This window comes from Micromonospora sp. NPDC048999 (genome assembly GCF_040649295.1).
Lineage (GTDB): Bacteria > Actinomycetota > Actinomycetes > Mycobacteriales > Micromonosporaceae > Micromonospora.
In genome coordinates this window covers 107,466-122,180 of the sequence record NZ_JBEZFI010000001.1, presented here as the reverse complement: position 1 = coordinate 122,180, position 14,715 = coordinate 107,466, and the positions used below count along the sequence as shown (strand labels likewise).

The following is a 14,715-nucleotide window of genomic DNA, read 5'->3' as shown; positions in this document are numbered from 1 at the left end:
GGCCTGGTCTTGCTTCACGGATTTCTGCTGGTGAGGCGGCTGGGCCGGCAGCGCCCTTGCGCCGGGCGTCGTCAAGGCCGTTACGCCTGGTGACAACAGGCTTTCAAGGGTGACTATCACCGAGAGTTATCGGCACCAGGGTTTCCATGAGCAGGTAGATCACGGTGGTCGCGGCTGGCGGCCCGGAGCGCCGTGATGCAGGCGGCCACCGCCGGGTGGTCGCCCGCGCCCTGCCAGGAGCGCGACGCCGGCCTCCCGTTGCAGCGCGGCGAGTTGCTGGGAGACGGCGGACGGCGTGTAGGTGTGCGCCTCGGCGACGGCTGCGATGGTGCCGAGCCGGGCCAGGTCCCGCAGCAGGCGCAGGCGGCGAACGTCACTTCAGCTTATGTATTCGTTCAGTAATCGGAACTGGTGCTTCACGGTGAGGCCGACGGCCTGGTCGTCCTGGGCACCACCGCCGAGCCGCACGCGCTCGTCGATGCCGAACAGCGGAAGGTGCTCGACGCCGTCGGCGCGGTCTGCCGCGAGCGCCGGGCGGGGCTTCTGGTCGGCGCGCACACCATCGACGCGCTGCGGGCGCTCGCCGAGCGGCCCGAGGTCACGGCGGCGCTCTGCCTGGTGCCGCCGTTCCTGCGGCCCGGGGAGGAGGCGGTACACGCCCATTTCGCCCGGCTGGCCGAGGCGTCCCCGGTGCCGCTGGTCGTCTACCACGTTCCGTACCGCACCGGGCAGCAGCTTTCCGTCGAGGCGCTGCGCCGGCTGGTCGGGCTGCCCAACGTGGTGGAGATCAAGCACGCGGCCGGCGGCATCGACGCGGACACCGTCGCCCTGCTCGCCGACCCGCCGCCGGGCTGTGCGGTGCTCGGCGGCGAGGACGCGTACCTCTCGGCGCTGCTCGCCCTCGGCGGACACGGCGGCATCGTCGCCTCGGCGCACGTCGCCACCGCCGACTACGCCGCGCTGGTCGCGGCCTGGCGGGCCGGGGACGTCGCCCGCGCCCGGCCGCTCGGTCACCGGCTCGCCAACCTCTCGGCGGCGCTCGCCGAACCCAAGCCTGACCCCGTGACAAGCGGAGGAAGCCGGGCCCCGTCTCGGCTCACGGCCGCCAGGAGCCGGCCGTCTCCAGCTGGTGCTCGTACTCCAGGGTGCCGTTGGTGTCCGTGACGTCGAAGACCAACTGGCCGGTGCGCTTACTGCCGGCGGCGAGGTTGACGCCCGAGCCGAGCAGCTTGCCGCAGCCGGAGAGGGCGCCCTCGAGGCCGTTTTCCTCGTTGCCGTTCGTGTCGATCCAGCTGAAGTAGAACGGGTTGATCGAGCCGGTGCCCTTGGTGACCTCGGCGGTGACGTCGGCGATCAGGTACAGCCCGTTCTTCGGCTCCGGCAGGTACGCCTTGCAGGCCTTGTTCTTGGTGTGGAACTTGCTGACGGTGATCTCGACGGTGCCCTGGTCGTCGGTGACGACCAGCGTCTCGCCCGGCTTCATGTTGAACGTCTCGCCGTCGGTCCGGTTCGGCCCCGGCGTCGACTCCGGCCCGCCTGTCGGGGTGTCGTCGAACGGGTCGGCGGTGACCCCCGAGGTGGGCAGGCTCTCGACCGCCTCCCGCGCCTTGTCGAACCCGTTGTAGACGGCGAAGATGCCCCCGCCGCAGCAGAGCAGCAGCAGGACCGCCGCCACGATGCCGACGATGATCCACACGTTCTTGTTGGACTTCTTCGCCGGTGGCGGCGCCCCGAACGGCTGGCCGGGTGCCGGCGGATACGGCCCGGGCGGATACGCGTCACCCGGCGGCGGGTACGGCCCGCCCGCGGCCGGCGGCTGCGGCGGGTACGCCGGCTGGGGTCCGCCGGAAACCGGCGGGTACGCCGGCTGGGGTGCCCCGAAGACCGGCGGGTACGGCGGCTGCGGTGCCCCGGAGACCGGCGGCTGCGGCGCGTACGGGTTGCCCGGCACCGGGGGCATCGGCGCGGTGGGGAACGCCTGGGTCGGCGGTTCCGCGGGCTGCTGGTTCGGGTCCTGCGGTCCGAACGGGGGCTGAGGGTGGCTCACCGGGCTCCTTGTCTGGGAGGGCTTCGGTCGGAACGACGGTACAAGCCGGGGGCAAACCGGCCAACAGGACGTCAGCGGGGTGGCAGGGCGGCGGCGCTGCGTACCAGGGCGGCGTCGACGGCGAACCGGCCGGCGATCGACGCCGGGGGGTCGGGCACCGGGGCCGCGTCGACCCGCCTCGGCGCGATCTGGGTGGTGAACGTCCCCGCGTCCGGGTCGAGCGTCACCCGGGCATCGTGGAAGTCCAGCCACGTCCCGACCAGCGGGTGCCAGACCTTGTAGACGGTTTCCTTGATGCTGAACACCACCGTCGGCCAGGAGACGCCGGCGGGCAAGCGGCCGAGCTCCGCCTCCTCCTCGGGCAGGCAGATCGCCCGGCGTACCCGTGGGGTGAGGTCCCGGTGCTGCTCGGCGTCCATCCCGACGGAGCGGAACTCGGCGGCGTGCGCGGCAGCGGCGGCGCAGTAGTCGCGGGTGTGGGTGATGGTGCCGACCACACCGGCGGGCCAGACCGGGGACCGGTCGGGTGCCGAGGTCACCGGGGTGGCCGGCAGCCCGAGCCCGGCCAGGGCCCGGCGGGCGCACACCCGGCCGGCGGTGAAGTCGCGGCGGCGGCTGGCCGCTGCCTGGTCGCCGAGGCAGGCCCGCTCGGCGGGGAGCAGCACACCGGACCAGTCCTGCGGCCCGGCCACGGCCACCGCGACCGTCGGCGGCAGGAGGTCACGCACGGCGGTGAAGGTACCGCAGAAACGCGCCGATCGTTGCCTCCGGTGGGCCGCCGCGCCCGCAGACGCGGCGGCCCACCGGGGGCTTTCAGGGGCGGCGGTGGCGCCGGGTGAGGGCGAAGCCGACCACGCCCGCCACGGCGGCGAGCACACCGCCGGCGGTGGTCCAGACCCAGCGCGAGCCGGGTTCCGGCAGCCAGTCGGTGAGGCTGGTCTCCTTCTCGGCGACCAGTTCGGGCGTCGGCTCGGCGGTGAGAACCGCCCCGGCCCGGGTGTTCGGCACCAGCGGGGCCTTCAGCTTTCCGTCGTCACCGGACACGCCGGCCTCGCTGTTCAGCTCGCCCATCAGGATCACGCGGATCGGCAGGCCCAGGTCTGCCTCGGGCAGGTCGGTCACCGCCAGCCGGACGTAGTAGGTGCCGGGCAGCGGGTCACCGGACCACGGCTCGGCCCAGGGCCGGACCCGGCGCAGCGTGCAGTTCACGCCGACGTGGGCCAGCGTCGCGTCGACGGTCGAGGTCTGCGCCCCGGCCGTGCAGGCCTGCCGGCGGCGCAGCCCGTCGAAGACGTCGATGGTCCAGGTGGATCTGCCGGTGCGGCCCTTCGGGAGCGAGACCGTGGTGCCGACCGTGTGGGTCTGCCCGGCCTCGGCGCGGAACGACCAGTAGAGGTGGTCGCCGCTGACCGCGTCCACCTCGACGGGCTGGCCGGGGGCGATGGCGGTGGCGGTCAGGAACGAGGTGCCGGCCGTGGTGACCGTGGTCGCGCCTGGCGAGGGCGTGGGCAACGCCGAGGCGGCGGTGGGGGCGAGGGTCAGCCCGGCGGCGGCCAGTGCCGCCACGGCCCGGATCAGCGTACGCATCCTCAGTTCTCCCTCCAGGTGGCGACCCACCAGCGGGTGAGCAGCCCGGCGACCAGCCCGGTGACCAGCCCGGCCAGGGTGAGCAGGAGCAGCAGGGACCAGCCGCGGCCGAGGTCCGGCCAGCCCGGGGCGGGGGAGGCGGCGACCACGTCGACGGTCAGCTCCAGCGGCATGCCCGGGGTGGCTTCGGTGCCGGGCTGGGGCGCGAACGAGTTGCTGACCACCAGGCACACCGTCCAGGCGGTCACGGTGCCGTCCGGGGCCGGGCTTGGGCCGTCCTCCGCTGTCGCGGACCAGCGCAGGCCCGTGGAGACCACGTCGATCCGTCCGCTGCTGGCGTCGACGCCCCGGACCAGTTCCCGCCCATCCCGGTCGGTGGCCCGCAGCAGTACGCCGTAGTCGGGGTTGACCGGCCGGTCCAACGCCACGCTGACCGAGGCGCGCAGTTCCTCGCCGGGGCGCACCGGCACCCGGTACCAGCGGTGCTCGGAGAACGCCTCCCGGTCGGTGTAGACGCCGGGGCCGAGCAGCGGCGCTTTGCGGCACTCGCTCGATCCGCCGACGACGGTCGGGGCGGCGGTGTAGGTGTCCGCGGCCCGGTCGACGAGCTGCTTGACCCGACTGGTCAGCTCGTCGGCGCTCTGCGCCGTCGTGTACGTGCCGCCGGTCGCGGTGGCGATGCAGAGCAGTTGCCGGCGTACCTTCTCGTCGGAGACGAGGCCCAGGGTGTCGACGACCAGCTTGGTGCCCTGGGCGGCCAGCTCGCGGGCCACCTCGCAGGGGTCGGGCGGGGCGCAGGTGTCCTCGCCGTCGGTGATCAGCACGATCCGGCGGGCGGTGCTGCCGGTGCCGAGGTCCTGTGCGGCGGAGCGGAGCGCCAGCCCGATCGGGGTCCAGCCGGTCGGTCGGAGGCTGGCCACGGCCGCCTTGGCCTGCGTACGGTCCACCGGGCCGACCGGCACGATCTGCTGGGTGTCCCGGCAGCCCTGCTTCTTGTCGTCGCCCGGGTAGGTGGCTCCGAGTACCCGGATGCCGAGCTGGGTCTCGTCCGGCAGCGCGTCCACGACCTCGTTGAACGCCTGCTGGGCGACCGAGATCCGGCTGCGCCCGTCGATGTCGCGGGCCCGCATCGAGCCGCTGACGTCGAGGACCAGTTCGACCTTGGGGGGTTCGGCGGTGGGTTCGCCCTCGTTGTCCGCCTTGGCGGGTGCGGGACCGATCAGCGCGGTCGTCGTCAGCAGTCCGAGAAGGACGGCCAACGATCTTCTCTTGTTGATCACCGGCCGAAGTGTAGTGAAGTCCACTTCGGACGGTCATCGGCGGGACCCCACCTCCTCCCGTGGCAGCTCGGCGCCCCGCGCCGGGCTGGCCGGCTGCCGGTCCGCGACGCCGGTGCCCACCGCACGCGACGGCCGCGGCCAGGGCAACACCCGGGGCCTGCGGCGGGCGCTGAGGTCCTCGATCCAGCCGAGCGCGAGCACCAGGCCGACGAGCATGACCAGGGCCGTCGCCAGGTAACCGACCTGCCCGAGCCGCCAGATCCCCAGCCGGTCGCCCACGACGAAGCAGACCGCGATGGCCGCGTTGTGCCAGAGGTAGATGGTGAGGGCCCGGCTGTTCAGGGCGGTGACCAGTCGATCGAGGGGGCGAACCCGCGCCAGCCAGCCCATCGGCGGGGCGACCCGCATCAGCACCAGCACGGCACCGAGCGACCAGAACGCCTGCGCCACCGGGACGTCGTTGAGGTCGAGTCCGTCGCCACGGTGCGTCGCCGCCCAGGCGGCGCCCGTGCCCAGGCACAGGGCCGCCAGGGCCAGCAGCCACGGCAGGCGCAGCCGTCGCAGCGAGCCGTCGCGGTGCGCGAAGCCGACGAGCCAGCAGGCGCCGAAGGTGGCCACGTCGGTCAGCACGGACACCACCCGGCCGCCGGCCTCCGGCGCCACGATCTGCGACAGCACCAGCCCGCCGAGTGGGACCAGCAGGCAGGGCAGCGGCCAGCGCCGGTAGAGCGCAAGCGCCGCCGGCGAGAGCACCACCAGCCAGAGGTACGTCACGAGGTACCAGAGCACGCCGGTGACGTCCGCGGCCCACTCGGTGCCGGGTGGCTGCACCACGGGTACCACCCAGGTCAGCAGGGTGGGCCAGGCGGGCCGGTCCGGCCAGCCGTGCCAGACCATCAGCGGCAGGAGCACGGCGGCGAGCGCCCAGAGCGAGGGCAGCAGGCGACGCACCCGGCCGCTCACCGCCCGGTCCGGCCTGCGGGCGAGCGACTGGGCCATCAGCGAGCCGCCGAGGGCGAACATCACGCCCATCGCCGGGAAGGCCCAGCTCAGCCAGGCCGCGCCGAACATGTGGTAGACGATCACCCGGCCCAGGGCCAGCCCGCGCAGCGTGTCGAACCACCGGTCGCGCCCGGCGCGCCCGGCGACGCTCGCCCGTTCGGCCGGGGCGGGTCGGCCCTCGGCGGCCAGGTCACCCGCCCGCTGCACCTTCCGCCAGCCCAACCGGGCGCCGGTCAGCGCGGTCGCCAGCGACCGGGCCAGCACCAGATACATCAGTTGCCGGTAGGCGAACTGCTGCAACGGCAGGCTGAGCAGCGGGCGCAGCGGTTCCCGGTCGAGCCGGAACGCCACCGCCGCGGTGATGCCCTGCATCAGCAGCATCACCAGCCAGGCGACGGCCGTTTGCGTCGAGTTCAGGAAGAAGAGGCCGTAGACGGCCATCAGGTCCAGCACCGGACCGAGCAGGGGCAGCGCCACCCCGAAGAGGGCGAGCATCGGCAGGCCGAACCGGCCGAACCGGCCCGATGGGCCCCGGTCACGGAACGCCCGGCGGTGCTTCCACATCGACTGCACGGTGCCGTAGCTCCACCGGTAGCGCTGGCGCCACAGATCTCCCATCGACGCCGGAGCCTCGGTCCAGGCCACGGCCCGGTCCTGATAGACGACCCGCCAGCCGGCCCGGACGACCGCCATGGTGATGTCGGTGTCCTCGGCCAGGGTGTCGCCGCTCATCCCGCCGGCCTCTACCAGGGCCCGACGGCGGAACGCGCCGATCGCACCGGGGACCGTCGGTATGCAGCGCAGGATCTCGTACAACCGGCGGTCCAGGTTGAAGCCGATGACGTACTCGATGTGCTGCCACCGGCCGAGCCGGCTCTGCCGATTGGCGACCTTCACGTTGCCGGCCACCGCGCCGATGCGCGGGTCGGTGAACGGTTCGATCAGCCGCCGGATGGCGTCCGGCTCGAAGACCGTGTCCGCGTCGACGGTGACGATGATCTCGTGGGAGGAGTACCGGAGTCCGGTGTTCAAAGCGGAGGCCTTGCCGCCGTTGGGCTTGCGGATCACCCGTACGTTGGCCAGCCCGAGGGCGTCGACGAGATCGGCGGTCCCGTCGGTCGAGCCGTCGTCGACCACGATGATTTCGATCTGTCGGTGGTCGTTCGCCACCAGTGAGCGGACCGTGCCGAGGATCCCGGCCCGTTCGTTGTACGCGGGCACGATGACCGACACCGGCGCGGTGGTCACGCCCCACGGCCACCGGTGCCGGCGGCGACGGCGGGCCAGTCGGATCGCGATGACGAGGAGCAGCAGCGTACGCGCCAGGATCAGGACGCCCACCGCGACGAACAGCAGGGACAGCATGCGGAGGAACAGGTCGGCCACCCGGACCGCCCAGGAGCCGGGGGCGGCCCGCCAACGGTCGAAGGTGGACGCGGGCACGTTGCCGTGGAGCACCGACTTGTCCGGGGCGGCCCGGTGCAGCCCGGCGCTGAGCGTGGTGAAGGTGTAGCCGCGTGCCGACATCTGCGGAATGAACCGCTCCAGGGCGGCGAGGGTCTGTGACCGGTCTCCGCCGGCGTCGTGCAGCAGGATCACCGCGCCCGCGCCGTCCGTCGGGGTCATGTTGCGCACGATCGCGTCCACCCCGGGTCGGGACCAGTCCTGGCTGTCGGTGTCGTTGACGGCGGTGAGGTAGCCGAGACGGCCCGCCTCCCGAACCACCGGCCAGTTGTCGTCGTCGATCGCGCTGGCCTGCGACGAGTACGGCAGCCGCAGCAGGTTGGTCCGCACCCCGGCCGCGTTGACGATCGCCTGTTGGGTCTGCGCGTACTCCAGCCGCCGTCGCCAGCCGGGCAGCAGGCTGGCGTCCGGGTGGGTGAAGGTGTGCACACCCAGTTCGTGCCCCTCGGCCACGGCTCGGCGGGCGAGTTCGGGGTGGCGCGCCACCTGGGAACCGATCACGAAGAACGTGGCCGGCGTCCGGTACCGGCGGAGGACGTCGAGCACCCGGGGTGTCCAGACCGGGTCCGGCCCGTCGTCGAAGGTGAGGGCGATGGTCCTCGCCGGCAGGCGGTAGGACCGTGGGTCGGCATCCCGGGTGTCGATCACCGGGCCGCCGGTCAGCACTCTGGCCGGGACGTGGGTCTGGTCCCCGTCCTCCCGGACCTGGTCGGGGGTGAACTTGGCGTTCGCGTACGCCTCGACCAGCAGGACGCTCACCATGACGGTGACCAGGGCCGCGCAGACGAAGCGGCCGGTGGTGAGGCCGCGCCGGCCGGTGCGGGTGCGGCGCGGCGGTTGGTGTCGGGTCGACCGGGTCACCCCGCGTCCCCGGTAGCAGGCTCGGGCACGGTCGGTGCCTCAGTGGCGGGGACGTCGGTGTCGGGTGCGGAGGGGGTGGTCGCCGTGGGGGAGGGCAACGGTGACGGGTCGCCGGTGGGTCGGGCGGTACGCGTCGGCGGTGTCGTGGGCGGCCGGCTGGTCCGGGGATCCGGCTGCGGCGTGACCGTCGGCGTACCGCTCCGCCCTGGGCCGGGGTGGGGTGTCGGCGTGGCGTCGCTGTCGGCCGGGATGGACTGCGTTTCACCGCCAACGGAGAACGGGCTGCCGACGGGCGAGGTCGGATCGGTCCGGCCGGTGCCTGCCGTGGCTTCGGCGGCCGGCGGTCGGGACGGCACCGGCACGGTCGGACCGGGCAGCAGGGCACTCGCGGCGATCGGAAGGTAGGCCAGGGACGCGGCGGCCGCCACGACGCCGGCACGTCGTACCTGTCGGCGGCGGGCACCGGTGACGTCGAGGAAGACCGGTCGGGCGGATTGGGGCGGCAAGTTGATGGGCTCGGCGTGCGCGGCACCCGGCCCGTCGAATGGAAGGTGAACGGCCACCGGGAGAGGCTATGTAGATGAATAGCGAGGTATGTCCAAATTTAGCGTGTCTGACGTGTGGGAATATTTCGCCATTCGCATATTAGGATTCCGGCCCCATGAAGTCGGTAACCGGTCGATCGTCGCTTTCGGTCGGGATAGCCCCAATGAGGACGATAGCTCCCGGCGGCCGGGTCGTCGCCGAGGGTGCAATCACCCTCGCTGGGCGTCTCGGCCGGAAATCTGACCGGAGGCGACCAGTTGTGCAGGTGAGGCCGGCTGGTTAAGCTTCACCTGCGCGCCCCAATCGCCCGCTTCCCCCGTGGCAGGCGATCGGGGCGCGTCTTTCGTGCGCCGGGGTCTGCCCGGCCCGGCCGCGCTCCGGCCGGGCCGCTCCCGGGTCAGATCCAGCGACCGTCCAGCCACATCCGGGCGGACCAGTCCGCGTACGTGATCGCCTTGGCGACGAAGATCGGGTAGAAGTAGGCGAAACAGAGCGCCACCAGCAGCACGTACGCGCCCGCGATGATCCCGCCCACCAGCCGGCGATCGGCGATGTCCCGCTCGTTTGGTGGCGATGCCGTGGCCGAAACGGCCGCTGGTGCCGGTGTGGCGATCGCGCCGAGCACGTAGGTCACCGCCAGCACCAGGAACGGCACCGCCGGGGCGGCGTAGAAGGAGAACATCGTCCGGCTGTCGAGGGCGTACCAGAACCAGGGCAGCAGGCCGGCGGCCACGCTGAGCAGGATCGCCCCGGCCCGCCAGTCCCGGCGGGCCAGCCCGAGCCAGGCCAGCGCCGCCAGCGCCGGCAGGAACGACCACCACAGCAGCGGGGTGCCCAGCAGCAGGATCTCGGAAGAGCAGCTCGGCGCGCCGCAGCTACCGTTGGGGTCGTAGTGGAAGGCGACCGGCCGGCCCAGCAGCAGCCACTGCCACGGCCAGGACTGGTACTTGTGCGGGGTCTCCAGCCCGGTGTGGAACTTGTACGCCTCGCTGTGGTATTTCCACAGGTTGAACAGGGGACCGAAAATCGGGTTGTCGCTCAGCCCCGCGCCCGGGTAGCGGCTGGCCAGGCGGTAGTAGCCGTCGTCGGTGAACAGCCAGCCCGACCAGGTGGCGAGGTACGTCCCGACCACCAGCACCCCGGCCAGCAGCAGCCAGGGCAGCTCGTCCAGCACGGCGTCCCGCCACGGGTGACGTACACCGGCCGACCGGCGTACGCCGACCTCCCAGAAAATCACCAGCAACGCGAAGGCCGGCACGAAGTAGACACCGCTCCACTTCACCGCGCAGGCGCAGCCGAGCAGCACCCCGGCGAGCAGCCGCCACCACGGCCAGTCCCGCCAGGTCGAGGGCGGTCGGCCGGCCCGCCCCGGCCGCGACGTATCGAGCCCCGCCTCCAGCGCCCGGGTCCAGCGGCGCCGTCGGGCGTCCCGGTCCAGCACCAGCGCGCCGAACGCGGCCAGCACGAACAGCAGCAGGAAGATGTCGAGCAGCGCGGTGCGGGAGAGCACCAGGTGGAAGCCGTCCAGGGCGAGCAGCAGCCCGGCCGTGCAGCCCAGGATGGTGGAGCGGAACATCCGCCGGCCGATCCGCACCAGCATCAGCACCGACAGGGTGCCGGCCACGGCCGCCGCGACCCGCCAGCCGAACTCCGGGGAGGTGGTGATCAGGTGCCCCGGCACGGAGATGTTCGTCTCCGTGTCCTGGTAGCCGAAGGCCCACTCGCCGAGCCCGATCAGCCACTTGCCCAGCGGCGGGTGCACCACGTACGCCGGGCCGTTGTCCTTGTAGTTCCACTCGACGCCCCGGGAAATCAGCCCGTACGCGTCCTTGGCGTAGTAGGTCTCGTCGAAGATCTTGCCCTTCGGGCTGCCGAGCCCGACGAAACGCAGGATCCCCGCGATCGCCACGACCACCGCGGTGGCCAGCCAGGCGTACCCGTCGAGGCGGGCGTCGACGGTGGCGAGCCTCCGCCGCACCGCGGCCGGGATCCCGCCCCCGCCGGTCGTCGGGGACCCGGTGGCCCGGTCGTCATCCGTCTGGTCGGCGGCGGACCCGCTCGCGCTCTGTGCAGTCGACGCACTCGTCACCCGGCGATCGTAGGCTGCGAACGTGCCCGGTGGCGCCTGTCGTCTCCGAGATTGGTACAGCTGTCGATGAAAGGGCCTGTTGAAGTGGGTGAAATGTCCGAGGTGGGACGCCTCGTACTGCTCGGCGCGCCGCTGGGTAACCCGGCCGACGCCTCGGCCCGGTTCCGCGAGGTGCTCGCCACCGCCGACGTGGTCGCCGCCGAGGACACCCGGCGGCTCACCCGGCTGGCCCGCGACCTCGACGTGGCCGTGCCCGGGCGGATCGTCTCCTACTTCGAGGGCAACGAGGAGCGGCGTACCCCCGAACTGGTCGAGGTGCTCACCGCCGGCTACACGATCGCCCTGGTCACCGACGGTGGCATGCCCAGCGTCTCCGACCCCGGCTATCGGCTGGTCCGGGCCGCCATCGACGCCGGCGTCCCGGTCACCGCGGCGCCCGGGCCCAGCGCGGTGACCACCGCGCTGGCCCTGTCCGGGCTGTCCTGTGACCGGTTCTGCTTCGAGGGCTTCCTGCCCCGCACGCCCGCCGCCCGTCGGTCCCGGCTGCGGGCCCTCGCCGCCGAGGAACGCACCCTCGTCCTCTTCGAGGCGCCGCACCGGATCGCCGGCGCGCTGGCCGACCTGGCCGCCACCTTCGGCCCGGACCGGCCCGCCGCGCTCTGCCGGGAGCTGACCAAGACGTACGAGGAGGTGGTCCGCCGACCGCTGGGCGAACTGGCCGAGTGGGCCGCGGCGGGCGACCCGCGCGGCGAGATCACCCTGGTCGTCGCGGGCGCGCCGCCGGTACCCGCGGCCCGGCCCGACGACGACACGCTGCGCGCCGCGGTGGCCGAGCGGGAGGCGTCCGGGCTGTCCCGGCGCGACGCGATCACCGAGGTCGCCACCGCGTACGGCCTCCGCCGCCGCGACGTCTACACCGTCGTGCACAGTTGAAAAGGCAGGGGCCCCTTGTTAACAGGGCGCCTACCAGGCGGCGGCGAGGAAACCGGCGGTGATCAGCAGCGGGCCGGCCAGGGCGGCGCCCACCGCCCAGCGACGGTGCCGCCGGTTCGGCAGTCGGGTGGCGCCGGTCCACCGGGCGATCCCGGCCGCGCAGCCCAGCACCAGCAGCAGCCCGAGCAGCCAGCGCAGGTGCCGGCCGATCCCGGCGTCCGCGTACGCGGTGCCCCCGTCCGGCCCGGTCATCCGGGCGGGCAGGGCGCTGCCGGTGGCGCTGCGCTCGGCCGGCACCCCGCTGACCCGTACCCCGTGGGCGACGAACCGCCCGCCGTCGGCCAGGAAGACCCCCCGGCAGCGCTGGGTCAGGCCACGGCCGGTGCAGTCGGTGATCACGACGGTCCCGTTGGTGGCGTGCCCCGCCGCCAACCACAGCGGCCCGGCGCTGACCCAGGCGAAAAACGCCGCGATCAGGCTCAGGGCGACCAGCACCGTCAGCGCCGGCAGCGGATCCGGCGGGTGGGACGAGCGGGACCGGCGGGACCGGAACAGCGGGCGGCCGGTGGACGACCGGTCCGCCCGCCGGCGCGGCTCCGCCCGTAGCGGCGTGCCGTCCCAGTGCACCTCCTCGATCGGCGCCCAGAAGATCCCGCCGTCCGGCGTGCCGCCCAGGGAGGGCTGCTGCCAGTGGGGCTGCCGGACCGGCACGCGGCGTGGCACCGCGTCCACCGGCGCTCCGGTGGTCGGTTCCACCTCCACCGGCGGGTCGGCCGGCTCCGCCCGCGGCTGCGGGGCGACCGCCCCGCGCGCCGCCGCCCCGGTCGCGGCCGCGGCGGCGGCCCCCGCCGGGTCGGCGGGTGGCCCACCCTGCTCCGGCGCCGCTGGTCTGCTGGTCACGCCGTTCATTTGACACCGGTACGCGGGGGCGCCCGGGCAGCTCAGGCCGCGTGTCGGCGACAAATCGGACGCCGTGTCGGGGTTGGTTGGTGGGACCGGCCCTATTGGTTCGCGGTCGACCGCAGGCAATCACTACGCTTGCTGCTCATGAGTCACGTTCTCGCCGCGGTCGCCTGGCCCTACGCCAACGGCCCGCGCCACATCGGCCACGTATCCGGATTCGGCGTTCCCTCCGACGTCTTCGCCCGGTACATGCGCATGGCCGGCCACGACGTGCTCATGGTCTCCGGCACCGACGAGCACGGCACCCCGATCCAGGTGCAGGCCGACGCCGAGGGGGTCACCCCGCGCGAGCTGGCCGACCGCTACAACCGGGTGATCGCCGAGGACCTGCAGGCGCTGGGGTTGTCGTACGACCTGTTCACCCGCACCACCACCCGCAACCACTACGCGGTGGTGCAGGAGCTGTTCCTCGGGCTGCACCGCAACGGCTACATCGTCCCGAAGGTCACCACCGGGGCCATCTCCCCGTCCACCGGCCGTACCCTGCCCGACCGCTACATCGAGGGCACCTGCCCGATCTGCGGCTACGACAGCGCCCGCGGCGACCAGTGCGACAACTGCGGCAACCAGCTCGACCCGATCGACCTGATCAACCCCAAGTCGAAGATCAACGGCGAGACGCCCGAGTTCGTCGAGACCGAGCACTTCTTCCTGGACCTGCCGGCCCTGGCCGACGCGCTGCGGCAGTGGCTGGGCACCCGGGAGGGGTGGCGGCCCAACGTGCTGCGGTTCTCAAAGAACCTGCTGGACGACCTCCAGCCCCGGGCCATCACCCGCGACCTGGAGTGGGGCGTGCCGATCCCGCTGGACGGCTGGCGCGACCGGCCCGACAAGCGGATCTACGTCTGGTTCGACGCGGTGATCGGCTACCTGTCCGCCTCCATCGAGTGGGCCCGCCGCACCGGCGACCCGGAGGCCTGGCGCAAGTGGTGGTCCGCCGACGGGGAGGGCAAGGACGCCAGCGCCTACTACTTCATGGGCAAGGACAACATCGTCTTCCACTCGGTGATCTGGCCGGCGCTGCTCGGCGGCTACTCCGGCCAGGGCGCCCGCGACGGCGAGCCGGGCGAACTGGGCCGGCTCAACCTGCCCACCGAGGTCGTCTCCAGCGAATACCTGACCATGGAGGGACGTAAGTTCTCCTCGTCCCGCAAGGTGGTCATCTACGTCCGGGACTTCCTGGAGCGGTACGACGCCGACGCGCTGCGCTACTTCATCGCGGTCGCCGGCCCGGAGAGCAACGACACCGACTTCACCTGGTCGGAGTTCCTCCGCCGCAACAACGACGAGCTGGTCGCCGGCTGGGGCAACCTGGTCAACCGCTCGGTCTCGATGGCGGCGAAGAACTTCGGCGCGATCCCGCCGGTCGACCCGGCCGGGCTCACCGAGGCCGACCAGGCGCTGCTCGCCACCGCACGGGCCGGCTTCGCCGTCGTCGGTGACCTGATCGCCAAGCACCGGCAGAAGCAGGCCATCGGCGAGGCGATGCGGGTGGTCGCCGAGGCCAACAAATACCTGTCGGAGCAGGCGCCCTGGAAGCTCAAGGGCGAGGACGACAAGCCGCGGATGGGCACCATCCTGCACGTCGCCCTGCAGGTGGTCAGCGACGCCAACACGCTGCTCACCCCGTACCTGCCGCACTCCGCACAGAAGATCCACGAGCTGCTCGGCGGCACCGGCGTGCACGCGCCGATGCCGGTGATCGAGGAGGTCGAGGACCTCGACGGCGGGCCGGCGTACCCGGTGCTGACCGGCGACTACACCGTCGGCACGCGCTGGGAGTCCGTACCCCTGGAGGTGGGCCGGCCGCTCGCGGCGCCGAAGCCGGTGTTCCGCAAGCTCGACCCGTCCATCGTCGAGGAGGAGCTGGCCCGGCTGGCCGGCTGACCGTACGCGTGGCGGCGCGGCCCGGAACACCGGGCCGCGCCGCCGGTACGCGCAGA

11 protein-coding genes and 1 pseudogene are annotated in these 14,715 nt (G+C 73.0%); 3 read left to right on the top strand and 9 right to left on the bottom strand.

Annotation, left to right across the window (positions count from 1 at the left end):
- Positions 1–234 precede the first annotated feature (234 nt).
- A pseudogene (locus AB0C02_RS00545) lies at positions 235–363 on the bottom strand (LysR family transcriptional regulator); the annotation flags it as partial.
- A gap of 48 nt (positions 364–411) precedes the next feature.
- Between AB0C02_RS00545 and AB0C02_RS00540 the strand changes: the two are divergent.
- Entirely contained in the window at positions 412–1,164 is a 753-nt protein-coding gene (locus AB0C02_RS00540; protein WP_357539605.1) for a dihydrodipicolinate synthase family protein, read from the top strand.
- Here AB0C02_RS00540 and AB0C02_RS00535 read toward each other — a convergent pair.
- The 7 genes from AB0C02_RS00535 to AB0C02_RS00505 all read right to left on the bottom strand — a co-directional run bounded on the left by AB0C02_RS00535 (position 1,097) and on the right by AB0C02_RS00505 (position 10,876).
- Positions 1,097–2,047: a hypothetical protein gene (locus AB0C02_RS00535; protein WP_357539603.1), complete on the bottom strand. Its 951-nt coding sequence runs from the start codon at positions 2,045–2,047 to the stop codon at positions 1,097–1,099. The two genes, AB0C02_RS00540 and AB0C02_RS00535, sit on opposite strands and share 68 nt — an antisense overlap.
- A gap of 71 nt (positions 2,048–2,118) precedes the next feature.
- Complete coding sequence (locus AB0C02_RS00530; protein WP_357539601.1) at positions 2,119–2,775, bottom strand: 4'-phosphopantetheinyl transferase superfamily protein; 657 nt, start codon at positions 2,773–2,775, stop codon at positions 2,119–2,121.
- A gap of 85 nt (positions 2,776–2,860) precedes the next feature.
- The gene (locus AB0C02_RS00525; RefSeq protein WP_357539599.1) at positions 2,861–3,634 is read right to left on the bottom strand and encodes a peptidase; all 774 of its coding nucleotides are present in this window, start codon (positions 3,632–3,634) and stop codon (positions 2,861–2,863) included.
- A 2-nt stretch (positions 3,635–3,636) separates the two neighbouring features.
- Positions 3,637–4,914: a VWA domain-containing protein gene (locus AB0C02_RS00520; protein ID WP_357539597.1), complete on the bottom strand. Its 1,278-nt coding sequence runs from the start codon at positions 4,912–4,914 to the stop codon at positions 3,637–3,639.
- A 33-nt stretch (positions 4,915–4,947) separates the two neighbouring features.
- Positions 4,948–8,241, bottom strand: a complete 3,294-nt coding sequence (locus tag AB0C02_RS00515; protein ID WP_357539595.1) for a glycosyltransferase — start codon at positions 8,239–8,241, stop codon at positions 4,948–4,950.
- Positions 8,238–8,804, bottom strand: a complete 567-nt coding sequence (locus AB0C02_RS00510; protein ID WP_357539593.1) for a hypothetical protein — start codon at positions 8,802–8,804, stop codon at positions 8,238–8,240. The genes AB0C02_RS00515 and AB0C02_RS00510 overlap by 4 nt, the downstream gene beginning before the upstream one ends.
- A 380-nt stretch (positions 8,805–9,184) precedes the next feature.
- Positions 9,185–10,876, bottom strand: coding sequence for a phospholipid carrier-dependent glycosyltransferase (locus AB0C02_RS00505; RefSeq protein ID WP_357539591.1), 1,692 nt, complete (start codon positions 10,874–10,876; stop codon positions 9,185–9,187).
- Between the two features lie 84 nt (positions 10,877–10,960).
- Here AB0C02_RS00505 and rsmI point away from each other — a divergent pair, with 84 nt between their 5' ends.
- Entirely contained in the window at positions 10,961–11,809 is an 849-nt protein-coding gene (gene rsmI / locus AB0C02_RS00500; protein WP_357539589.1) for a 16S rRNA (cytidine(1402)-2'-O)-methyltransferase, read from the top strand.
- A gap of 30 nt (positions 11,810–11,839) precedes the next feature.
- Here the strand turns inward: rsmI and AB0C02_RS00495 are convergent, their stop codons facing one another.
- Positions 11,840–12,718 (bottom strand): hypothetical protein, encoded by an 879-nt coding sequence (locus AB0C02_RS00495; protein WP_357539587.1) that lies wholly within the window; start codon positions 12,716–12,718, stop codon positions 11,840–11,842.
- A 138-nt stretch (positions 12,719–12,856) separates the two neighbouring features.
- Here AB0C02_RS00495 and metG point away from each other — a divergent pair, with 138 nt between their 5' ends.
- Positions 12,857–14,659: a methionine--tRNA ligase gene (gene metG, locus AB0C02_RS00490; protein ID WP_357539585.1), complete on the top strand. Its 1,803-nt coding sequence runs from the start codon at positions 12,857–12,859 to the stop codon at positions 14,657–14,659.
- The last annotated feature ends 56 nt before the right edge of the window (positions 14,660–14,715 follow it).

Excerpts from the sequence above, each read along its gene's own strand:
- AB0C02_RS00495 (WP_357539587.1), bottom strand. The coding sequence starts at position 12,718 with ATGAACGGCGTGACCAGCAGACCAGCGGCGCCGGAGCAGGGTGGGCCA.
- AB0C02_RS00525 (WP_357539599.1), bottom strand. The coding sequence starts at position 3,634 with ATGCGTACGCTGATCCGGGCCGTGGCGGCACTGGCCGCCGCCGGGCTG.
- metG (WP_357539585.1), top strand. The coding sequence starts at position 12,857 with ATGAGTCACGTTCTCGCCGCGGTCGCCTGGCCCTACGCCAACGGCCCG.